The sequence below is a fragment of the Nocardia sp. NPDC006630 genome (assembly GCF_040611495.1).
Taxonomy (GTDB): domain Bacteria; phylum Actinomycetota; class Actinomycetes; order Mycobacteriales; family Mycobacteriaceae; genus Nocardia.
This window is the reverse complement of sequence record NZ_JBEXOK010000006.1, coordinates 277,660-298,948: the sequence shown is the minus strand read 5'-3', so window position 1 is coordinate 298,948 and position 21,289 is coordinate 277,660. Positions and strand designations below refer to the sequence as shown.

Sequence of the window (21,289 nt, the reverse complement as noted above, 5' to 3'; positions counted from 1 at the left end):
GTACGGACAGCAGAAAACCCCGTCGTCCCGGGTAATTCGGGAGGACGGGGTTTTTCGGTTCGAAACCGGGCTCAGATGCGCTCGGCCGCGGCCATTTCCTCGGCGAGCAGTTCAGCGAAGGTGTACGTACCGGTCGGCTGGTCGTCCTGGCCGAGCAGGTACAGCCGCTTCACCGAGATGAGGATGGCCTCGGCGATCACATCCCGCATGCGCGGATTGGTGAGCACCGTCGAATCGTAATCGCTTGTCAGATAGCCGATATCGACCTGCACGGTCGGCATCTTGGTCAGGCGCAGCAGATCCCAGGTGCGGGCATGGGTGCGGCAGTCCTGCAGTGAGGTCCGGGCGACGATCTCGCGCTGGATGAAACCGGCGAGCACCTGCCCGATCATCGAGGTGGACCCGTGCGAATTGCCGAAGTGGAAGCTCGCCACGCCGCTGGCCGAGGTGCTCGGATTGCCCGCGCAGCGCAGCGAGATCATCAGATCCGCGTCGAAAGTATTGGAGGTCTCGGCTCTTTCGGCATCGGAGGGGTTCGCGCCCCACGGCCGGGACAGGAACGTCTCCATACCGGTGGCGGCCATGCGGCCCTCGAGCCGGCTGGCCAGATCCCAGAGGATCTCCGATTCGTACACGTCGCCGAATTCGCTGGGCACCGGTGCGCCCTTATCGGGTCCGCCCAGGCCCGGATCGATGACGATGCGCTTACCGGTGAGCTGCGGCCCGGCCCGGTGCACCACTTCTTCCTCGGCGATGCGATGCGGATTACCGCCTGTGACACGGGCTCCCAGCAATTCCAGGGACCGGAGCGTGTCCGGACCGCAGATGCCGTCACCGGCCAGGCCGATCTCGCGCTGGAAGGAGGTGAGACCCTCGTGCGTATGCGGCCCGAAGAACCCGTCCACCCGGCCCACATAGAAACCGAGGTCCTGCAGACGGCGCTGCAGGGTGGCGACATCGTCGCCGTACAGCGGCGCCGACAGCTGATAGATCAGCGTGCGGGCGCCGAGCCGGTAGGAGGCTTCCTTGAGGGCCCGGTACGTAGCCGGACCGACCACGCCGTCGACGAGCAGGCCGCGATGCTGCTGAAAGCCGCGGACCGCGGAGTCGAGGTCGTGGTCGAAGACGACTTCTACGTTCTTCCAGTACTCGCCATTCCCGTTGCCGTGCTCGGCATTCAGGTGGGAGTGCAGGAATCCGAGACTTGCGAGGGTGCTCCGAACCTCAGCTACGGCTGGTCCAGTATCGCCGTGACGAAGTCGGTGCATGCGTAAGAGCCCTTTCCTTCCGCCAACCCGGGTACCCACTCGTGCAAAGATTCACACCTTTGCACGACCGGAGCGTCGGTCGATTGTCTCAGACCCGGACCGGATTTCGGCAACTGTCGAGTGCAGGCATCGTACGGCGCGTCGTCAGATAACACCCTCGAGTTCGCGCAGAAGGGCCGCTTTGCCCTTTGCGCCGACGATCCGCTTGATCTCCTTGCCCCCTTGGAACAGCACCATGGTAGGCAACGACAGAATGCCGTAGTCCTTCGAGGCCTCCGGATTCGCGTCGGCGTCGACCTTGGCGATGGTCAGGCTGTCGGAGTGGGTGGCGGCGATCTCCTCGAGCACCGGGGCGACCATCTTGCACGGGCCGCACCAGGTGGCCCAGAAGTCGACCAGGACGGGCTTGTCGCTGGCCAGCACGTCCTGGGCGAAGGTGGCGTCAGTGACGGTCTTCGTGGCGGTGGTCTTGGCGTCCGACATGGTGACTCCTTCTAGTTACTGATGACCGCAGTGTTCGATTCCACCGAGTGACCGGCGTGATCGAGTGTGTTGCTGGTGATGTCGCCCTGGTCCGCGAGCCAGCGCTCGGCGTCGATGGCCGCGCGGCAACCGGTTCCGGCGGCGGTGATGGCCTGCCGGTAGGTGTGGTCGACAAGGTCGCCGGCGGCGAAGACGCCGGGCAGCGAGGTGTAGGTGGACTGGCCGTCGACCCGGACATAGCCCTCGCCGTCCAGTTCGACCTGGCCGCGCACCAGTTCGCTGCGCGGGTCGTGGCCGATGGCGACGAACAGGCCGGTGGCGGGCAGCTCCGAGGTCTCGCCGGTGCGGGTGTCCCGAATGCTCAGACTGGTGACAGCCGAATCACCGTGCACCGCAGTCACTTCGGAGTTCAGCAGGAAGCGGATCTTCTCGTTGGCCTTGGCCCGCTCCAGCATGATGCGGGAGGCCCGGAACTCTTCGCGGCGGTGGATGATGGTGACACTGGAGGCGAACTTGGTGAGGAAGGTGGCCTCCTCCATGGCCGAGTCGCCGCCGCCGACCACCACGATGTCCTGACCCTTGAAGAAGAAGCCGTCGCAGGTGGCGCAGGCGCTGACGCCGCGGCCGAGTAGTTCCTGCTCACCGGGGATGTTCAGGTAGCGGGCCGCCGAACCCATGGCGAGGATCACGGCGTAGGCCTCGAACACCTCATCGCCGACGGTGACCTTCTTGATCGGACCGGACAGGTCGAGCTCGTCCACATCTTCGGTGCGGATGTCCGTGCCGAAGCGCTTGGCCTGCTCGCGCATCTCCTCCATCAGATCCGGGCCCATGATGCCGCCGCGGAAGCCGGGGAAGTTCTCGACCTCGGTGGTGGTCATGAGGGCGCCGCCGAACTGGGTGCCTTCGAAGAGGATCGGCTGGAGTTCCGCACGCGCCGCGTACACAGCCGCCGTGTATCCGGCCGGTCCGGAACCGACGATGATCAGGTCGCGAACAGCGGTACTCAAAGGGTCCTCCGAGGCAGTTGTGAAACAGGCACGTGAAACAGGCATGTCGGTCAACCACAGCGTAAACGCTGTTGTTCCCAGGGGGCCGGGGGTAGGCGGTGGCGCCCCCATCCACAGGTGTGAATGGGAGCTGCGGCCGGCCGTCAGCCGATATCGGTGCTGGCCAGTACCTGCGGGTTCCCCGGTCCGCAGCCGTTGTCGAGCACGGCGGCTGTGATCTGCGGCGCGTGCGGGCCCGCGAGCAGTACGAGTACGGCCTGTTTGCCGCCGTAGACGACGCTACGCGACCCGAGGACCGAGCGGTTGAGGCCGGCGGCCTCGAGACAGCTCGATAGCGCGGTGCCGGCGGCGAGCGGCCCACTGATGTCGTGGTGGCCCATGGCGGCAAGTACCACAGTGGAAGGAAGGTCCGCCGCCAGCGGGATCGCGCCGGCGGGTTGCGCGGCGGCGGGCGTCCCGTGGTGGCCCTGTACCGCGTCCACGGCCACCACGGCGCCGGCCGTGATGGCGGCGGTGGCCGCGGCCGCGGTGAGCCAGCGCAGCCGATTGGAGAACCGTTCGGTCGCCGGGGCGGGCCCGGGCGGGAGATCGAACTCCGACTCGGCGGGCTCCTCGGGCACGAGGTCGTCGAGTTCGCGGGGGTCCAGCCGCCCGGTGTCGAAGATGGCCGAACCGTTCAATACCGGCATGGGTGCGGTGGAAGGCGGTGCGGGATGGGTGGATTGGCGGGGCACCGGGAGCCGGTGCACGGTGGCCACTCGATCGCTGGTGTCGAGGTCGGTGGCGGCGAGATTGTCGATCATTCGTTCCAGGCGTGCGGTGATGGCGGTGGGCATGGGGTGCGCGATGTGCTCGTCGCGGCCGAGGTCGCGCAGGCGGTTGTTCACCTGATCGAGCGAGCGCAGGTAGCGCATGGCGTCCGGATCGCGGCGGACCTGCGTCCACAGCTGGGCGGACAGATCCGCCGGGACGTTCCCGGCGTGCAGATCGGCGAGCAGCTCGGAGGAATAGGGCGGCCGGGGAATCGTCCCCGCTGCCACCGGTCCTCCTGCGTAGTCCTCGTTCATCGCCCCTCCAGATCGGACCCGATATGGGAATTCGCAGACCTGTCTTAGTTTTTGACGCACCGGAGTGCGATCCGGTTCCCGCTATCCTGCGTGCTTCGCAGCGGATTCAGGTGTTCATCGCATGCAGATGTTCTTCGAGTCGCCGCCGGCCGCGGGCGCACCGGCTCTTGATGGTTCCGGCCGGAACTCCGAGCAGCGCTGCGGCTTCCGCGATCGACAGTCCTTCGAGCTCCACGGCGACGAGTGCGGTGCGCTGTTCGGCGGGCAGCGTGAACAATGCTGCGTCGATGACAAGACTTGCCTCCAGGCTCGCGAAATCGTCGCGGGCATAAAGGGGTTCGAGCAACGACTCGTCCGGTAACGGTACCGTGCACCGCAGTTTGTTGCGACGGATGCGATCGAGACACGCGTTCACCACGATGCGGTGCAACCAGCTGCGGACCTCGGCATCGCCGCGGAAGGCGCCCGCGCCGCGATGGACGGACAGCAGGGCGTCCTGCAGCGAGTCGGCGGCGTCCTCGGGCGTGTAGGACGCGCGCAGGGCGGTCTGCCAGAGGTGATCGCGATGGCGCCGTAATAGTTCGGCGAAGGCGTGCCGCTCGCCGGTGGCGTGGGCGGCTAGGAGGTCACGATCGGTGGCCTCGGCGACCCGGGGTTTCCGGGTCCGGACAGCCGTCGCTGTGGGCCGAGTGGTCGGCTCGGTCGCTACCTCGTAATTCTTCGCAGTTGACAATGCAACTCCTGAACCTGCAACTCCTGAAACCAGCAGAGAGTACGCAAGATCATAACGAAGATAACGATTCGGCAGCAATGGTTTGCGCAATAAAAGCGCAGCTAGCGGGCTTTTTCGGGCGAACCGGACACCCAGTTCCGAGGCCGGAGATCACGGCACGGCCTCGGAACTACGGTGCGGCCTCGTAGCGAACTTCGCCGATGGAGGTCTGGTACTGACCGCCGTTCTGCGCCAGCGCGGTGATCCACACCAGCACGTAGCGGGCAGGCTGGTCGGCCTGCACCGCGATCTCGGTGGTCCCGTTGCCGAGCGTCGCCGACCCGATGAGCTGGGTCTGATCGAGCGTCGGCGACGCCGTGGGCGAGGTACGGATCTCGACCACGGTGCCCGGTGTCGGCGAATCGATGATCACCTTGGTGAGCTTGCTGGGGCTGCCGAGCGTCGTCATGATCCCCACCCCCTTCTTGAGGGCGGGGAACTGCTGGAAGTACGCGTCGGTCCGCCACACCGTGACGGGGTTGTTGTCCAGCACGGCCCCGATGCTGCCCACACCGTCCGGGGTGCCCTCGGGCGAGAACACCATGGCGCCGGTGACCGGTACCGGAACACCCTGCGCCGCAGCGCCGGTCGGCGCCGGAGCACCCGGCGAGGTGGGTATCGGGCTGGATGTGGTGAGCCCGATATTGCGCTGTTCGTTCAGCGGCGCTTCGGAACTGCCGGGCGCGAACACGCTCAGCAGCCACCAGATGATGACGCCGACCACCAGCGCGGCCAGCACGCCGAGCCCGACCAGGATCCACATCATCCGCTGCGAGCGTTCCTTCTCGGCGGCGAGCAGTTCCGGATCGGCGAGGGTCTCGTCCGGCGCCGAGGGCGGCCGCTGGCCGAGTCTGAGCACCGGAATGAGATCGGTCTTCTGGTCGACGACCGACGCCTGCTCCAGCACGTGCTGAACCGTGGCGGCGGTGCGCACACCCTTGTTGGATTCCAGCGAGCGCACCGCGACCGCGGAGATCTCGAAGGGCACCTCGGGCCGAATGGTCCTGGGCTCCACCGGAGTTCCGTCCGGCCCGAAATCGGCCAGCGGCAGTCCGCCGATGGTCGCCGCGGTGCCGGTGACGCCGCCGACGCGAATCGGCCAGTGCGCCGTGATGAGCGCGTACAGCATGGCCCCGAGCCCGCGGACGTCCGATTGCGCGTCCGAATCGCCGAGGGTGCCGGGGAAGGCGAGCACCGCGTCACCGGAGGCGCTGATGCGCACCCGATCCGGGTGATCGATGGACAGCGAGCCGCCGCCGCGGTGGGCCAGTTCGGCCGCCGCCGCGAGCGCCCGGATGGCGCGCGCCGCTCCTATCGGGGACGGCACGGTATCGGCCATCTCCTTGAGCGAGCGGCCGGGCGTCCATTCGGCGACGACGATGCCGCCGGAGGACCCGCGGACCACGTCGAGCACGCGAGCGAGGCCGGGCGAGTTGATCCGCCCGAGTCGCAGGGTGCGCGACAGGATCGCCTGGGGCCCATCGTGTCCGGAGTTCTCGGCGTCCTGCTGGTCGGCGTCGACGAACGTGAGCGCGACCTCGCGGTCGAGCTTCACATCCAGCGCCTGCCAGAATTTCAGGCCGCGCGCGCCGCCGTGGCCGGCGAGCAGCCGGTAGCGGCCGCCCGCGACGGACGCGCCGGGCAGCAGTTTGGGGCCGCGCTGGATGCGCTTGGTGGCCTCCACCCGCATGGGCGGCATCTGAGGCGAGATCGCCTCGTAGACACCGGTTTCGGGGCCTGCGCCACCTTCGTCCGGTAGTTCGTCCGGTTCGCCTCGGTCGCCACGTCCGGTGGATCGGTTGGCGGAATCGGCTTTGCCGCTCTGCTTTCCGATCTTTTCGTCCGGAGTCGGGGGCGCATCCGTGGAGAGCCCACCGCCCGCTGCCGCTGTGGATTCGGCGGCCGGGACGCCGCTCACCGCGTCGTCGCTCACCCTCGTTCCTCCTTCGCCCTGGTATGTCGGAGACCGATGTGTCTGGGCCGAACCCGGTGCCCGGTAGACACCGTCGTCCGAGGCCGCGCGAGAGCCCTCATCCGGCCTGTTGTAGTCGTCTGGAACACCGGATGCGGCGCTTGCGCTTCTCTGCCGAACAGGGTACGGGAACTCACCCTTGCCGGTGATGTCAACCGCATCGGGTCGGATAACAGGCAGCACCATTGTCTGCGCGTCGAGGTACGGGTCGAACCGGTAGTAGTACGGCGCGGCGCGCAGATCCGGCTTGGGGAGCAGCGTGGTCGCGTCGATCGGCCCGCCGTCGAGATCCATCTCCGGTGCGGGCGCCGTGAAGCCGAGGCGCCGCGAGACGGCCACCGTGATGGCGACGATTTCGGGGATGCCCGCCAGCCGCATGAGCCCGAAGGCGACGCCGAACATGATGATCGCGGTGAGGGCCACCCGCACCAGCGATCCGATGCCGCCGAACGACTCCGAAAGCCGGTGCAGCCCCATGACCTTGTCGGCGGTCCACATGACCACGCCGGCGGCCAGGGAGGCCCCCACCACCCGGGTGATGGTGTGCCCGACATTGGCCATGCGCAGATCGCCGAGGCTGCGATGCAGCAGCCAGCCGCCGATCACCGCGCCGGAGACGAAGCCGAGCCCGTTGGCGACACCGAGCGCGATCACCACGTGGCGCTCGTCGACGACCATCGGCGCGAGCGCCGACAGCGCGATCTTCACGCTGGTGATGCCGAGAATGATCCAGGTCGGCGTCCAGGCCTGTTCGCGGGCGTAGAAGACGCGCAGGTGGATCAGCACCAGCGCGTACGGGATCAGCGTGAAGGCCGACCAGGAGACGGCCTCGCCGAGCCGCCCGGCCTGTCCGGGCCCGAAGTGCCCGTAGCCGTAGAGGGCGCGGCCGATCTGCGGTCCGGCGAAGGTCAGGAAGGTGACGACCGGAACGAGCGCGATCATGGTGAGTCGCGTGGCGGTGCCGAGATCGTCGACCACGGCCGGGGTGTCGTCGGCGGCGGCATTGCGGCTCAGTCGCGGCATGATCGCGGTCAGCAGGGTCACGCCGAGCACGCCGTACGGCAATTGCAGCAGCAGCCAGGCATTTTGGTAGATGGCCGGACCGGCGATGTCCACATGCGAGGAGACGCGGGTCGCGAAGGTCCAGCCGACCTGGCTGATCAGCACGTACAGCATGATGGCCGCGGCCATGCCGCCGAACTGCCGGAGCCGGGCGTCCACACCCCACAGCGGCCGCAGATCGATGCCTTCGCGGCGGATGGCGGGCAGCAGGCTGAGTACCTGGACCGCGACGCCGACGGTCACGCCGATGCCGAGGACCAGCAGTTTCGTATCGCCCATGCGGACCGGATGCAGGCTGATCTCACCGGGTGTGAGCCGGTAGGCGATGAGCACGGCCAGCACGACGAGGTTGTTGAGCACCGGCGCCCACGCACCGGGTTTGAACACCCCGTGCGTATTGAGGATGGCCATCATCAGCGCGGAGGTGCCGTAGAAGAACACCGCGGGCAGCAGCAGGAAGGTCAGTGCGGTGGTGAGCGCGGTATTGACCTTGCCGTCGTTCGAGAGGAAGACGTGCGTGGTCAGGATGGGCGCCAGGATCAGCGTGAGGGTGGTGCCGATGCCGAGGATGGTGATCGCGGCGGTGAACAGCCGCCGGACGAAGGCGCTGCCGCCGTCGGGGTCCTCTTTCTCCGCGCGCACCAGGGTGGGCACCACGATGGCGGTGAGGACCGCGCCGAGCAGCAGCTCGGAGATCATGGTCGGGATGGTGCTGGCGACGGTGAAGGCGCTGGCGATGGCCGGTCCGAGCACGGTCAGCAGCAGTAGCTGTTTACCGAAGCCGGTGATGCGGCTGACCAGGGTCGCGATGGCGATGGATCCGGAGTCCCGGACCAGTCGGGCGTTCGAGTTCTCGGCCTTCTCGACCTGCTGCTGCTCCCGCGTGGTCGGTCCGCCGCGCGCCTGCCTGGGCAGTGGTTGCGAGTGCCGCGGTACCGGATTCGACTCCGGATAGCGCATGCCGTCGCGCGGGGTGGGCCGCGGCCCGATTCCGGGTGCCCGGTTCTGCTCAGGGTTGCCGTGACCCCAGTGGTAGCGGTCTTCCTCGGGAACGTAGGCGTTTCCGCGTGGCGGTCCGGCCGGGCGTGGCGGTTGCGGCTGGCGCGGCGGCTGTCCGGGTGCGGGCGGCCGCGCCATGATGGGCCCGGATTCGCCGGGGCGTGGTCCCCGCACCGGCAGCGGACCGGACGGTTGACCGGGTAGTGGACGGCCGGGCCCTCCGGGCGTATTCACCTGCGGCACCGGCGGAAAGCCACCACTGCGCGGACCTGGCGGTACCGGACGCGGACCCTGCGGTGCCGGGCGCGGACCCTGCGGCACGGGCCGCGGACCCTGGGGTGCCGGACGCGGTCCCTGCGGTGCGGGCGCACCGCGCTCCCACGGCGCCGACGGTGCCCGGCGTGCGGGCGGGCCCTCGGTGCCCCGTGCGGGCGGGCCGTCGGCGCCGTGGGAGCGCGGCCCGTCGGTGCCCTCGGGTCGGCCGGTCGAGCGCGGTCCGCCGTACTCGCTCACCGGGCCTCCTGGTTCTCGTCTCGCAGCTTGCGTTTCCGTGCGCGCAGGTACTTGTTCACCCGGCGTCGCTTCTCCGGATCGAAGCCTTCGTCCGCCGGATCCGACTGCCCGCGGAAGCGGTGCCAGAGCCGGCGACCCGCCAGCAGGAGCAGCAGTGCTCCGGCGCTTGCGGTAATTATTGCCAACACTCGACCGTAGGCGTTGGACCGCACGGATACCGATACCGCATTGCCGAGCGGTGTCCCGTCGGGTGTGGTAAGGGCGATGGGTATCACCAGGTTTCGGCTGTCGGACACCTCGGTCGGGATCTGGAAGGACCGGGTGCCCTTGGCCGGAAGCTGTTGTTCACCGATGTCTTTGATATTTGTCTCGGTCGGCGCGTCGATGCGGAATTTGATGCGGATGGCGACCGGCAGATCGTTGCGGGCGACCAGCAGCAGCGGGCTCTGTTCGGAGGCGAGGGTGTAGACGCCGCCCGGCGGCAGCACGGTCACCGAATGGAACAGATCGTCGATGGTGCGGGTGGTCTGGTCGAGGCGCCGCTGCGCGGTGGTATCGGCCGCGGCGGCGCCGGCGCGCCGGTCCGACATGGTCAGCACCCGGATGAGGTCGTCGCGCAGCGGGGTGAGGAAGGTGCGCGGGGTGAGCTCCTGCTGCGGCTGGTCGACCAGGGCGCCCATCAGCTCGGTGATGTTGTGCGCCTGCTGCCGAACCGGTTCGGCGAAGTGGTCGGGCACCGCCTCGTCCGCGGCGGCGGGCAGATAGTCCAGGTCGTAGGGCTGCGGATCCGGTTGCTGCGCCAGCAGTTCGGTGAAGGAGCGCGGTGCGGCCAGATTATTGCGGAAGAGCAGGTCGAGCTGTCCGAGCACCGCGGTGGCCTCGTCCCGGTTGGCGCCCCACTGCTGCGGCGGCATGAGCACCGCGGAGCGCGGCCGTCCGGCCTCCGGGTTCAGCGCGGTCCAGGCGACCGCGCCGAGCGCGTCCTGCAGCCGGGCGGCGCGGGAGTCGTTGGTGACGTCGTAGCGGACCCGGTCCGGGGTGAACGGCGGGGTCGGCGGATGTGAGCCGATGGCGGCGAGGGCGGTGGCCGACCAGATATCGAAGGTGGCGGCATGCATTTCGGGGCCGCCCGCGGCATCGCCGCCGGGGGTGGGCAGGTCGATCCCCGACAGGTGCACCATGTCCGGATTCACCGATTCGCTTGCGCCGCCCGGGCTTTTGGCGCTGGAGATATTGCTGCGCCCGTCGGAGGGCGCCACGGCATTGTCGGCCAGCACGGCGGTGGTGTAGCCGTGGTGCGCGAGCAGGCCCGCGCCGTCGGTGTCGAGGGTTCCGGAGTCCGGCAGTGCCACGCCGCGCACGGATTTCACCGACAGCAGCGAATCCACCAGGTCGGCAGGCGCGTTGAGGGCTCGATCCGAGAGCGTCTCGTCCCCGGCGGCGGCCAGCGCGGTGGGATCGACCTGCGCGAACGGCAGCGCGACCACGCACATGGTGGGTGCCAGCGTGCGCAGCCGGTCCAGCCAGGCCTTGGCGGCGTGCGCGCCGGTGCCGGCCCGGGTGGTGCCGTCCGGATCGGACGGACTGGCCAGCACCCGGTAGCCGTCCGTCATATCGGAGACGGTGAGCAGCAGGTCCGGATCGACGGCCAGGCACAGCGCACTGGTGAGTTTGCGGTCTTGCCCGCCATCGGGTTTGAGCGCGGTCTCCAGCGCGGACAGCAATTGATCGAGCCGCCCGCCGCTGGCGAGCGAGGACGCCAGATCGTCATCGGTGAGCATGGCGGACCCCTGCACGGACCCCGTCGCACCGGCGACCAGGCGCGGCCGGTCGGCCAGCGGCCACAGCATGGTGGTGGCGACCGGCGGCGCGTCCGGGACGGCCGGAACCGTCGGCGTGACAGTGCGTTTCATCGGGTCCGGGGTGGCGATGGGGACACCGAGCACGGGCAGCAGGAAGCGCGCGTCGTCCAGTCGCGCCTGACCGCCGTAACTGGGCGCGCCGTTGACGTTCAGCAGCAGCGGATAGATGCCGGGCGCGGTGATATCGATCGAGGAGATCCCGCTGGGCAATTCGGGCGCTGAGCGCAGTGCGACCGTGAGGCTGAACTGCTTTCGCTGTCCGGTGTCCAAACGGTCTGCGACATCCTGGAATTCGCCGGTGACGTCGAAGCTGTTCTGGTCCAGTCGCAGCGTCGACCGCAGGCCGCTCGGGTTGGTGACAGCGGCGGCGCGCTGAATGCGCACGCTGACATCGTCGACCGGCCGGTCACCGATATTGGTGATGGTGCCGGACACCACGAAATAGGGGTCGCTGCTGGCGGTGATCGCCGTCGGCGTCACCGAATCCAGGGACAGTTTCAGGAATTTCGGTCCGGTCGGCGCCGCGCCGGAGCCGCTGCCGGACGGCTGTGCCGTCGCAGCGGACGGACATACCGTCAGCACGGCGACCACCACCGCGACGAACGACAGGATCCAGCGGTGCAGCGCCGCGGTGTCTTGCCCAGGACGCCCAGACCCCGCACGCGTCATTGTCTGCCGTTCTCCATCCGGTCGATCAGCCGGTTCGCGACCTCCGCCAGCCTCCGTTCGTCAGCGTAGGCGAGCCGGGAATCGAGTTCGCTCAAGGGAACCCAGGCCACCTTGGTGACTTCGACATCGGCATCGGAGAGTTCGCCGTCGAGAAATCGCATCAGATAGTGGTGCACGGTCTTGTGTACCCGCCGGCCCTCGGTCACGAACCAGTAGTCGATACTGCCCAGTTCGGCGACCACACTGCCATTGATGCCGGTCTCCTCGGCAACCTCACGGATAGCGGTCTGCTCAGCGGTTTCGCCCTCTTCGATATGCCCCTTGGGTAGCGACCACAGCAACCGCCCGCGCCGATCGGTCCGCCCGATCAGTGCGGCACACCGCTTCTCACGCGGCCCGTCCAACCCGTCGACGACAAGCCCACCGGCAGAGGTCTCCCGCACCGTGCGCATGCGAGGTTTCGCCGCACTACCGGCCGAACCACGGCGCCGGGGCTGGCGGCGTCGACTGTTCGCGCGATCGGCCGGAGACACGGCGCCAGTCTATAGGGGTGCACTCTCTCCGCCGCTCCGCGACTCTGCACCGGGATACGTATCTGACGTGAGGGCTGATTTCGTGCCGTACGGGTAACTCACCGGGTACGGGCTGACCCCGCCAACCACCGAACCGCAGGCCTGGCGCGAGAGTCCGGACGCACCTGGGTGCCCGCAAGAGTCGCGGGGAGGCGGGGTTGCGTACTCCACTAAGCTCGGATTTCGTGGTTTCGCCGAAGTCCGAGGAAGCAAGCAGCGTGGATCGTCGTACCCGATTGCTGGCCTCGGCGGCGATCACCGTGGGACGGCTGTCGGAGGTTCTGACCCCGCTGGGTGAGTTGTTCGCCCAGCACGGTCACGAGCTGTATCTGGTGGGTGGCACGGTGCGTGACGCCGTGCTGGGCCGGTTGGGTACCGATCTGGATTTCACCACCGATGCCCGGCCCGAGGCGGTGCAGGAATTGATGCGCGGCTGGGCCGATCATCTGTGGGATACCGGCGGGCTGGCGTTCGGCACGGTGAGTGCCGCCAAGGACGGTCAGCAGCTGGAGATCACCACGTTCCGCGCCGACAATTACGACCGCGTCTCCCGCAATCCGGAGGTCACCTTCGGCGATACGCTCGAGGCCGATCTGGTGCGCCGCGATTTCCGCGTGAATGCCATGGCCGTGCGTATCGGCGAGCTCGGTGAGCTGGAGTTCGTGGATCCGCTGAACGGTATGGCGGATCTGCTCGAGGGTGTGCTCGATACGCCTGCGCTGCCGCAGGATTCGTTCCAGGACGATCCGCTGCGCATGCTGCGCGGCGCCCGTTTCGTCTCGCAGCTGGGTTTCCGGCTGGCGCCGCGCGTGCGCGACGCCATTGCCGAGATGGCCCCGGAGATCGACCGCATCACCGCCGAGCGGGTGCACACCGAGCTGGACAAGCTGATCGCCGGCGATCATCCGACCGAGGGCATCGACATCATGGTCGAGACCGGATTGGCCGAGCGCGTGCTGCCGGAACTGCCCGCCATGAAGCTGGAGATCGACGAGCACCACCAGCACAAGGACGTCTACGAGCATTCGCTGACGGTGCTGCGCCAGGCCATCGACCAGGAGGAGGGCGATCCGGATCTGGTGCTGCGCTGGGCCGCCCTGCTGCACGACATCGGCAAGCCGCCCACCAAGAAGAACGAGCCCGGCGGCGGCGTGAGCTTCCACCACCACGAGGTGGTCGGCGCGAAAATGGTGCGAAAGCGCATGCGCGCCTTGAAGTATCCGAAGCAGTTCACCGAGGATGTCGCGCGCCTGGTCTACCTGCACCTGCGCTTCCACGGTTACGGCAAGGGCCAGTGGACCGATTCGGCCGTCCGCCGCTACGTCACCGACGGCGCCGAACTCCTCCCCCGCCTGCACAAACTCGTCCGCGCCGACTGCACCACCCGCAACAAGCGCCGCGCCGCCCAACTCCGCTCCACCTACGACGATCTGGAAGCCCGCATCGTCGTCCTCCAGGAGCAGGAGGACCTCGACCGCGTCCGCCCCGACCTCGACGGCAACGCCATCATGGAATTGCTCGGCATCCAGCCCGGCCCCGACGTCGGCAAGGCCTGGAAATTCCTCAAAGAACTCCGCCTCGACCGCGGCCCCCTCCCCCGGGATGAGGCGGAGGCAGCCCTGGTCGAGTGGTGGCAATCCCAGTCCTGAACCGCAGACGAACCCCCGTAATCCCGCGCCAGGATGACGAATGCGGTCAGAAGATGATCAGTGTGGTTCCGGCGACGATGGCCGAGCGGATCTGCGCCAGGTCGAACGACCCGGCCAATCCGGGTAGGTCGGCGGCGAAGCAGACATGCTGGCCGACCCGCTGCGTGCTGATGATCCGCGCCTGACTGGGCAGGTCCGCCAGCGGAATCGGCTTCAGCCTCGTCATCCGCCGCGGTGCGCGCATTCCGCGCCAGTGCGCGCTCTGCACGGCGATGGTCAGCACATTGTCGGTGATATCGGCGTCGACCAGCGCCCGCACCCGCCTGCGCCGATGCCGCGCCAGAATGAGCCCGTCCGGCCCGGGCGACAATTCCCAGTCCCGCTGCCAGCTGTTGAGCCAGTCCAGCAGCGCCGCAAGGGAAATCACCCCGGTGACGTCGAGTTGCTGTGCCCGCAGTTTGGTCGGCACCCCCGGCACCAGCCGCACCCCGTGTGCGATGACGGTGAGCTCCTCGACCCGGTGCTGATTCCAATACAGCTCGGTGAGAACGGTTTTGGTCTGAAAATGCGCTCCCCGCCGCCGCACCTTGAGCGTGTGCAGCGTGGCCCGCAGATCGTGTCCGAGGAAGGTGGCGCTCACCTCCTGCCCGCCGAACTGACTGAGAATGCCCTCGGACAGCAGTGTCATGAGCACATCGGGCATGAGCGCGGTGACCGTCCCGACCCCGAAATCGGTGACGGGTTCGATCCAGGCGGTGGTGAAGCTCGCCCACTGATCGACCCAGGTCTGGTCGAACAGGCGTTTTCCCAGGTCCATGCCCAGGTCCACCGCCCGCAAAGGTGACCAGGCCTTCGGATCGAAATAGGTGGCCATGATTTTTCGAGCGTACCGACCACCGACGACATCTCCGGATTCTCCGAGGTGACTCGAGTCACTTCTACAATCGGACCCATGACGGTGGACCTGAACAGCGATCTGGGCGAGGGCTTCGGCGCGTACCGCATGGGTGACGATGCGGCCATGCTCGAGGTGGTCACCAGCGCCAATATCGCGTGCGGTTTCCACGCCGGCGATCCGTCGATCATGCGCCGCACCTGCGCGCTCGCCGTCGAGCGGGGTGTCCGCATCGGCGCGCACATCGGTTACCGGGACCTGCCGGGCTTCGGCCGCCGCGCCCTCGCCGTTCCCGCCGCCGAGCTGCGCGACGAAACCCTCTACCAAATAGGCAGTCTCGACGCCTTCGCCCGTGCCGCCGGTGACCGCGTCCGCTATGTGAAACCGCACGGCGCGCTCTATCACGCCGCCGCCGCGGACCGCACCCTCGCGGACGCGATCGTCGCGGCCCTCCGCGAATTCGATTCCAGCCTGGCCCTATTGGGCCCCGCCGCCACCGAAATGGAGCAGGCCGCCCGAGCCGCCGGTACCCCCTTCCTCGGCGAGGGCTTCGCCGACCGCGCCTACACCCCCGACGGCCTGCTCGCCCCCCGCACCGTCCCCGGCGCCGTCCTGCACGAGGACGAAGCAGTGGCCCAAGCCCTTTCGATAGCCCGCACCGGCAAAGCCCGCACCCTGGACGGCGACACCGTAGCCGTCTCCGCCGCCAGCATCTGCGTCCACGGCGACTCCCCCGCCGCCGTACACATGGCCCACCGCATCCGCACCGCCCTCGAAGAAGACGGCATCCCGCTGCGGGCCTTCACATGAGCGGCCGGCCATGACCACCGCCGACCCGACCTGTCGTATCCGGGCCACCGCGGGGGCGGTCGGTATTACATTGGAGGCCTTCGCGCGGGAGGCCCGTTATGACTGATTCGGCGTCCGAGTCGCTCGCCGGCGAGGTTCGCTCGGCGGGTGATTGTGCGCTGCTGGTGATTCCGCCACAGCGCGGCATGGTTCGGGAGTTGGTCGCGGCACTGCACACGCGGCCCGCGGGTGTGGTGGATGTGCTTCCCGCTGCGGCGACGGTGTTGGTGACGCTCTCTGCTCCTGCCGCTGCGGAACCGGTGCGGCAGCAATTGAATTCGCTGCTAGCCCGCTTGGAATCCGAGGCGCGGGTGGCGGCGGGGGCGCGCCGGTTGCCGGGCTGGTTGCCGGATGATCGTCCGGACGATGCGGTGGGCGGCAATGGTTTCCGCGACGAACCCGTCGAGATCCCCGTCCGCTACGACGGTGTGGATCTGCCCGATGTCGCGCGCCTGCTCGGCCTGACTCCGGCCGAGGTGATCGCCGAGCACACCGGCATCGTATGGCGTTGCGCCTTCGTGGGATTCGCCCCCGGCTTCGGCTATCTGGAATCCCCCGACGCCCGCCTGACGGTCCCCCGCCGCACCCAGTCCCGCACCGCGATTCCGCCCGGCGCGGTCGCCCTGGCGGGCGGCTATTCGGCGGTGTACCCGCGCCGCAGCCCCGGCGGCTGGCAGCTCATCGGCACCACGGATATCTCCATGTGGGATGTCGATCGCGATCCGCCCGCCGCGATCCGCACCGGCACCCGCGTGCGATTCGTCGATGTCGAGGAGCGGGGATGAGGATGTGGATCGGCCTGTCTGCCTGCGAGTTTCACCAGTTCCGGGTGACCGTGCGCGGCGGCCTGCCGCTCCGCGGCGCACACCGGCACTCGCATCCCGCCGGCAGCGGTGATCTTCCGTGATCCGGGTCGAGCGGGTCGGCCCGCTGGCGACCATCCAGGATCTGGGCCGCCCCGGCTGGTTCGATTCCGGTGTCGGTATCGCGGGCGCGGCGGATCGCGCCTCCCTGCGGTTGGCGAACCGACTGGTCGGAAACCCTGAGGGCGCAGCCGGAATCGAGGCTTTGTTCGGTGGCCTGGAACTGCTCGCGCAACGCCATCTCACGGTGGCGGTGACGGGCGCGTCCGCACCCGCGACCGTGGACGGCCGTCCGGTCGGCGCGGCGAGCGTGCTGGAAATCGAAGAGGGCCAGCGACTTCGGCTCGGCTGGGCTTTGTCCGGTTTACGAAGCTACGTGGCAGTACGCGGCGGAATAGACGTTCCACCCGTGCTGGGTTCCCGCAGCCGCGACACCATGTCCGGCATCGGCCCCGCGCCGCTTCGCCCGGGAGATGTACTGCCCGTGGGCCTTCCGCCTCGCGTCCATCCGATCGTGGACGTGGCCCCGGTCGCCGCACCGCTCGCGGGCAGGCTCACCATCCGTGTCCTGCCCGGCCCGCGCGACGACTGGTTCGCCAACGCCCCGGCCCTGTACGAGGGCGAATGGACCGTATCCTCCGATACCGACCGCGTCGGCGCCCGCCTCGACCGCCGCACCGGCCCGCCGCTGCAACGCGGCATATCCGGCGAATTGCCCACGGAGGGTATGGCTCTGGGCTCCATCCAGGTCCCGCCGAGCGGTCAGCCCGTGGTCTTCCTGGCCGATCACCCGATCACCGGCGGCTATCCGGTGATCGGCGTGGTGCTCGACGCCGATGTCGATGCGGTCGCCCAGGCCCGCCCGGGTCAGCCCCTGCGCTTCCGCCGCGTCATTTCAGCGACGCGTGCATGAGATACACGTTGTAGCTGTTCCAGGCCGACATGGTGAAGTACAGATCCTTACCGGTCGACCACGGGTGCATGAAGCCGCCGTACGCCGTCGGATAGTCCTCGATATCGATGAGCTTGACCGGATCCGTCCAGGTCCCCTGCGGTTCCGCGGCGGTCCGCAGCACGATCTGATGCCGCTGCAGGTCCAGGTACACCATCTGCCACTGCCCGGTGTCCTGGTCGTAGCGCAGCGACAGTTCGCTGGCGGTGCCGGAAACGATTGGGGTGGCGAGCAATTCGTTGGCCCCGTCGGCGGGGACCCAGTTGCCGTTGGTCCAGTACTGGTAGGCGGTCTTGTTCAGCACCTGCGCGGCGGGCACCCGGGCGAGTCCGATAACGCCCATGCGCCCGTTGGGCGTTCCGAACATGTACACGTAGTCCCCGTGCGGCACCATGGTCGCGACCTGGAAGCGGCCGAGCCCGAACAGGTTGTCCCAGTGCGCCCATTGGGATTTGGTCCAGGTGCTGCCATTGTCGTCGGACCAGGCGATACCGCCGTTGTTGGTCCACCACATGCCGGGGATCTTGCTCCACCGATTGACCGACATGTAGGTCAGGTACTGGCGGTTGCCGACGGCGAAGCCCGAGGTGGGGATGGTGGTGACCTCGAAGTTCTTGATCTTGCGGCTGTCCAGGATCTCGGCGGCGTGGCAGCGGCTGTCCTGCACGAAATTATCGAGGACCAGCCCGTTCGAGAGATCGTGATTGCTGCTGTAGGCCAGGGTGTTGCTGCGCCAGTCCTGATCGCCGGTCCCCGCGCCGATCGGGCTCCAGCCCTTGCCGAAGGTGTCGCCGAAGACGACGGAGACCTGGCCGGGCTTGTTCTCCCAGATCAGGCCGAGATCGGTGCCGTCCACCGACCAGCGGTTATCGGTGCGGTTGACCGACCCGTGCCCGGTGATCTGATTGACCAGCCGCACCGATTGCACATCGCGCGGGGTGATCGCGGCGGCCACGGGCGCGGCGGCGGGCGGCTGCACATCCACGGCCGGCGGGGCCTGCGGTTCGGGCGGTTCGCCGCCCGGCACCGGAATCGGAATGGGTTCGGTCTCCGGTTGCAGTTCGATCTGCGGCGCCGGTCGCGGTGCGTCGCCCCCGGCGTTCGGGGTGGTGGTCGGCGGTGCGCCGCTGCTGGAGACGTCGGGTTCGCCGGGTGTGGCGGGCTCACCGGTCGGATTGCCCTCCGGCGGTGTGGTTTCCGCCGGTTTGGGGCTGCTGCGGACATCCGGGCAGGGCGCCGCGCACGGATCCTCGGGCAGCGCCACCGGTTCGATACGGGTCTTGTCCGGCTTGGGCCCGGGCACCGGCACCGTCGTGATCTGCGGTACCGGAACCTGGATGCGAATGGTCGGATCGGGCTGCGGCTGGGGCTGCTCGGTGGCGGGCGGGGCTTCACGCGCCAGCGGGTCGAATCCCGTTTCCCCGCAACTGTTCATGGGCGGCGGCGCCCACGGCTCGATCGCACCAGCGGGCGCCGCGGGCAGCAGGATCGCACCCACGGTCAGCGCACCCGACAGGATCAGGACATCGGTCGGACGGAATCCCATGCGGTGTGTGTCTCCTCGTCCGGGCCGGGCGAGATCGAATGGCCCCCACCGTAACCCGCCGGGCCGTGGCCCGAGCTCAGCGAAACCGGTTGTCGGCCGGTTGTGATCGAGCCGATATTAGCGCTATGGCGGCAATCCCACAGCAGTACACCCCGGCCGCGGCGATCACCACGGCCGGCGACCGGCCGTCCGCCGGTATCCACAGCGCGGTGCCCGCCAGCGCCAGCACATAGGTGATATTGAAGATGGTGTCCTGCAAGGCGAATACCTGTCCGCGATGCAGGTCGTCGATCTCGATCTGCATGGCCGCGTCGCCGGTGAGTTTGATGGTCTGTCCCGCCAGTCCGAGCAGGAAGGCGGCCGCCAGCAGCAGCAGTTCGGCGCGGCGCTCATCCGTCCCGGTGGCGAGGGTTATGGGCGTGACCAGCGTGATCTGCACCACGATGGCGGTGATCAGCCCGACCACGATGGTGCGTGCCCGCCCGAGCCGCGGAATGAGCACGGGCGCAACCACCGCCGCGGCCAGCATGCCCGCGCCGGTCGCGGTGATGGCCGCGCTGAATTTCGCGATGTGGTGCCCGGTCCCCGCGCCGCGCCTGAGCACCAGCACCATCAGCAGCGTGTCGGCGCCGAACACCATGCGGTGCGCGCCGATGCCGATCATGGCCGTGGTGACCTCCCGCGACCGCCAGGCCGCGGTAGCCCCCGATCGCAAACCCGCAGCAATCGCCCGCAGTGAGCTTTCCCGGTTCGGTTCACCACTGCGGTCATCGGGATCCGGGCCGAGCGCGTGGCGGCGGAATCCGGCCGCCGCAAACGCACCGGCGATCGATCCACAGGCACTGAGCGCGACCGCCACGGCGGAGGCGAAGTCCCCCGCCCCGATCACCGTGATGATTGCGAAGGCCACCCCCGCCCCGAGAATGGCGCAGGCGGACGCGATGGTCGCGAGAATCGAGTTCATGGCCACGAGCCGCTGCTGTGCGAGCACCCGCGGCAGCGACGCCGACACGCCCGCCCCGACGAATCGCGACACCCCGACCACGGACAGCGCGAGCAGCAGGATCGGCGTATCCCGCAACCCGCTCAGCAGGCTCACCGCGGTCAGCGCGATGAGCACGCCGCGCAGCACATTGGCGACGAGCAGGACCGTGCGCCGGTCCCAGCGGTCCAGCAGCGCCCCCGCATACGGCCCGATGATCGAATACGGCAGCAGCAGCGCCGCGAACCCACCCGCGATGGCCAGCGGATCCGTCTCCCGCTCGGGATTGAACAGAATCGCCCCGGACAGCGCCGCCTGGAACATGCCGTCGCCGAATTGCCCGGCAAGCCGCACGGTACTCAGCCGCAGCGCACCCGGACTCTCCGCCAGGGCGCCGCGTATCGACGCCACCGCGCTCCGCACGCCCCTGCGCGGTGCGGCCGCAAGGTCCGGTGGCACTGCAAGCTCGGGTGCGGCCGCAAGGTCCGGTGGGACTGCAAGCTCCGGTGGGGTCGCAAGGTCTGGCTCGGCCGCGAGGTCCCGAGGGGTTGCAAGGTCCCGAGGGTCTGCGGGATGCGGTGCGCCTGAGAGGTGCGGTGTGCGCGGTGCGGCTGCGGACTGCGAGCTATCCGCCGGTGTGTTGTCTTGTGCGTGTCGAGTCTCGGGTTCGCTCACCTGGCGGGGTGGGTGGTGACGAGCGCGAAGACGGCCGCGCGCATATCGTCCGCCATGGGCAGGTTGTCCAGACTGTCGGCGTCAATCCACTGGAATTGATCGTGTTCGCCGGGGGCGAGCAACACTTCCCCGGGTTCGGTATCGACCACGAAGCTGTATTTCCGCACTCGCGATTTGGTGCGGGTGGCGTAGTCGAATCCGCCGAGTACGTCCGTGATGCGCTGGATACGCAGGCCTGTCTCCTCGAAGAGTTCTCGTTCGACGCATTCGGCGAAGCTCTCCCCGGATTCGACGCCGCCGCCCGGGAGTTCGTACATGCCGCCGTGATAATCGTCCGCGACACGCCGCACGACCAGTAGTTTTCCATTCCGGAACACGGCCGCCGCCACCACGAAGTGGTTGATCCCCTCGGCATTGGCCTGTTGTCGGAGTTCGCGTTCGATGCCCGCGAGTACGTCGGGTCGCATCCCCCTGGTCTCCCTCCGGTTTCACTGCGGCACATCATGATACGGTCGCCGACCGAACCCTGTCGGCGGGGTGCTCGTTATCTTGTATTAGCGAAGTGCCTGGTCGGTGGCGTGCAGAGCGGCGTTGCTCGCACGTTAGAATATTTACCGGGAGTTCAGGTT

Annotated in this window: 17 protein-coding genes; 5 read left to right on the top strand and 12 right to left on the bottom strand. The window is 68.4% G+C overall.

What is annotated here, in order from left to right:
• Positions 1-71: 71 nt before the first annotated feature.
• The 8 genes from ABZX86_RS19610 to ABZX86_RS19575 form a co-directional block, all read right to left on the bottom strand.
• Positions 72-1,268 carry an N-acetylmuramoyl-L-alanine amidase gene (locus ABZX86_RS19610; RefSeq protein ID WP_327142948.1) on the bottom strand — a complete coding sequence of 399 codons (1,197 nt, stop codon included), beginning with the start codon at positions 1,266-1,268 and terminating at the stop codon, positions 72-74.
• Positions 1,269-1,412: 144 nt separating this feature from the next.
• Positions 1,413-1,751, bottom strand: coding sequence for a thioredoxin (gene trxA, locus ABZX86_RS19605; RefSeq protein ID WP_355125316.1), 339 nt, complete (start codon positions 1,749-1,751; stop codon positions 1,413-1,415).
• Between the two features lie 11 nt (positions 1,752-1,762).
• Positions 1,763-2,761 carry a thioredoxin-disulfide reductase gene (gene trxB, locus ABZX86_RS19600; protein ID WP_355125314.1) on the bottom strand — a complete coding sequence of 333 codons (999 nt, stop codon included), beginning with the start codon at positions 2,759-2,761 and terminating at the stop codon, positions 1,763-1,765.
• A 143-nt stretch (positions 2,762-2,904) separates the two neighbouring features.
• Positions 2,905-3,828 carry a hypothetical protein gene (locus ABZX86_RS19595; RefSeq protein WP_355125312.1) on the bottom strand — a complete coding sequence of 308 codons (924 nt, stop codon included), beginning with the start codon at positions 3,826-3,828 and terminating at the stop codon, positions 2,905-2,907.
• A gap of 106 nt (positions 3,829-3,934) precedes the next feature.
• Positions 3,935-4,561, bottom strand: coding sequence for an RNA polymerase sigma factor SigM (gene sigM, locus ABZX86_RS19590; RefSeq protein WP_355125310.1), 627 nt, complete (start codon positions 4,559-4,561; stop codon positions 3,935-3,937).
• Positions 4,562-4,730: 169 nt separating this feature from the next.
• The gene (gene murJ, locus ABZX86_RS19585; protein WP_355125308.1) at positions 4,731-9,146 is read right to left on the bottom strand and encodes a murein biosynthesis integral membrane protein MurJ; all 4,416 of its coding nucleotides are present in this window, start codon (positions 9,144-9,146) and stop codon (positions 4,731-4,733) included.
• Complete coding sequence (locus tag ABZX86_RS19580; RefSeq protein ID WP_355125306.1) at positions 9,143-11,677, bottom strand: DUF6049 family protein; 2,535 nt, start codon at positions 11,675-11,677, stop codon at positions 9,143-9,145. The genes murJ and ABZX86_RS19580 overlap by 4 nt, the downstream gene beginning before the upstream one ends.
• Positions 11,674-12,210 (bottom strand): NUDIX hydrolase, encoded by a 537-nt coding sequence (locus ABZX86_RS19575; RefSeq protein ID WP_309230343.1) that lies wholly within the window; start codon positions 12,208-12,210, stop codon positions 11,674-11,676. Before ABZX86_RS19575 ends, ABZX86_RS19580 begins: the two co-directional genes overlap by 4 nt.
• 224 nt (positions 12,211-12,434) lie before the next feature.
• Between ABZX86_RS19575 and ABZX86_RS19570 the strand changes: the two genes are divergently transcribed.
• On the top strand, positions 12,435-13,898 hold the full coding sequence (locus ABZX86_RS19570; protein WP_355125304.1) for a CCA tRNA nucleotidyltransferase: 1,464 nt from the start codon (positions 12,435-12,437) through the stop codon (positions 13,896-13,898).
• A gap of 46 nt (positions 13,899-13,944) precedes the next feature.
• Here ABZX86_RS19570 and ABZX86_RS19565 read toward each other — a convergent pair whose 3' ends face one another.
• On the bottom strand, positions 13,945-14,772 hold the full coding sequence (locus tag ABZX86_RS19565; protein ID WP_355125302.1) for a hypothetical protein: 828 nt from the start codon (positions 14,770-14,772) through the stop codon (positions 13,945-13,947).
• Between the two features lie 78 nt (positions 14,773-14,850).
• On the opposite strand from ABZX86_RS19565, the gene ABZX86_RS19560 reads away from it, so the two are divergent.
• The 4 genes from ABZX86_RS19560 to ABZX86_RS19545 all read left to right on the top strand — a co-directional run bounded on the left by ABZX86_RS19560 (position 14,851) and on the right by ABZX86_RS19545 (position 17,418).
• Positions 14,851-15,603, top strand: coding sequence for a 5-oxoprolinase subunit PxpA (locus tag ABZX86_RS19560; RefSeq protein WP_355125300.1), 753 nt, complete (start codon positions 14,851-14,853; stop codon positions 15,601-15,603).
• A gap of 98 nt (positions 15,604-15,701) precedes the next feature.
• Positions 15,702-16,427 carry an allophanate hydrolase subunit 1 gene (locus ABZX86_RS19555; RefSeq protein WP_355125298.1) on the top strand — a complete coding sequence of 242 codons (726 nt, stop codon included), beginning with the start codon at positions 15,702-15,704 and terminating at the stop codon, positions 16,425-16,427.
• Positions 16,424-16,549, top strand: a complete 126-nt coding sequence (locus ABZX86_RS19550) for a hypothetical protein (protein WP_355125296.1) — start codon at positions 16,424-16,426, stop codon at positions 16,547-16,549. The genes ABZX86_RS19555 and ABZX86_RS19550 overlap by 4 nt, the downstream gene beginning before the upstream one ends.
• Positions 16,546-17,418, top strand: coding sequence for a biotin-dependent carboxyltransferase family protein (locus tag ABZX86_RS19545; RefSeq protein ID WP_355125294.1), 873 nt, complete (start codon positions 16,546-16,548; stop codon positions 17,416-17,418). The genes ABZX86_RS19550 and ABZX86_RS19545 overlap by 4 nt, the downstream gene beginning before the upstream one ends.
• Here ABZX86_RS19545 and ABZX86_RS19540 read toward each other — a convergent pair.
• The 3 genes from ABZX86_RS19540 to ABZX86_RS19530 all read right to left on the bottom strand — a co-directional run bounded on the left by ABZX86_RS19540 (position 17,396) and on the right by ABZX86_RS19530 (position 21,127).
• Positions 17,396-19,003: a DUF4185 domain-containing protein gene (locus ABZX86_RS19540; protein WP_355125292.1), complete on the bottom strand. Its 1,608-nt coding sequence runs from the start codon at positions 19,001-19,003 to the stop codon at positions 17,396-17,398. The two genes, ABZX86_RS19545 and ABZX86_RS19540, sit on opposite strands and share 23 nt — an antisense overlap.
• Positions 19,004-19,079: 76 nt before the next feature.
• The gene (locus ABZX86_RS19535) at positions 19,080-20,396 is read right to left on the bottom strand and encodes an MFS transporter (RefSeq protein ID WP_355125290.1); all 1,317 of its coding nucleotides are present in this window, start codon (positions 20,394-20,396) and stop codon (positions 19,080-19,082) included.
• Between the two features lie 260 nt (positions 20,397-20,656).
• Entirely contained in the window at positions 20,657-21,127 is a 471-nt protein-coding gene (locus tag ABZX86_RS19530) for an NUDIX domain-containing protein (protein WP_327142934.1), read from the bottom strand.
• Positions 21,128-21,289: the final 162 nt, after the last annotated feature.

Coding starts and splice junctions, on each gene's coding strand:
- ABZX86_RS19610 (WP_327142948.1), bottom strand. CDS start 1,268: ATGCACCGACTTCGTCACGGCGATACTGGACCAGCCGTAGCTGAGGTT.
- trxA (WP_355125316.1), bottom strand. CDS start 1,751: ATGTCGGACGCCAAGACCACCGCCACGAAGACCGTCACTGACGCCACC.
- ABZX86_RS19595 (WP_355125312.1), bottom strand. CDS start 3,828: ATGAACGAGGACTACGCAGGAGGACCGGTGGCAGCGGGGACGATTCCC.
- ABZX86_RS19580 (WP_355125306.1), bottom strand. CDS start 11,677: ATGACGCGTGCGGGGTCTGGGCGTCCTGGGCAAGACACCGCGGCGCTG.
- ABZX86_RS19565 (WP_355125302.1), bottom strand. CDS start 14,772: ATGGCCACCTATTTCGATCCGAAGGCCTGGTCACCTTTGCGGGCGGTG.
- ABZX86_RS19560 (WP_355125300.1), top strand. CDS start 14,851: ATGACGGTGGACCTGAACAGCGATCTGGGCGAGGGCTTCGGCGCGTAC.
- ABZX86_RS19555 (WP_355125298.1), top strand. CDS start 15,702: ATGACTGATTCGGCGTCCGAGTCGCTCGCCGGCGAGGTTCGCTCGGCG.
- ABZX86_RS19550 (WP_355125296.1), top strand. CDS start 16,424: ATGAGGATGTGGATCGGCCTGTCTGCCTGCGAGTTTCACCAGTTCCGG.
- ABZX86_RS19540 (WP_355125292.1), bottom strand. CDS start 19,003: ATGGGATTCCGTCCGACCGATGTCCTGATCCTGTCGGGTGCGCTGACC.
- ABZX86_RS19530 (WP_327142934.1), bottom strand. CDS start 21,127: ATGCGACCCGACGTACTCGCGGGCATCGAACGCGAACTCCGACAACAG.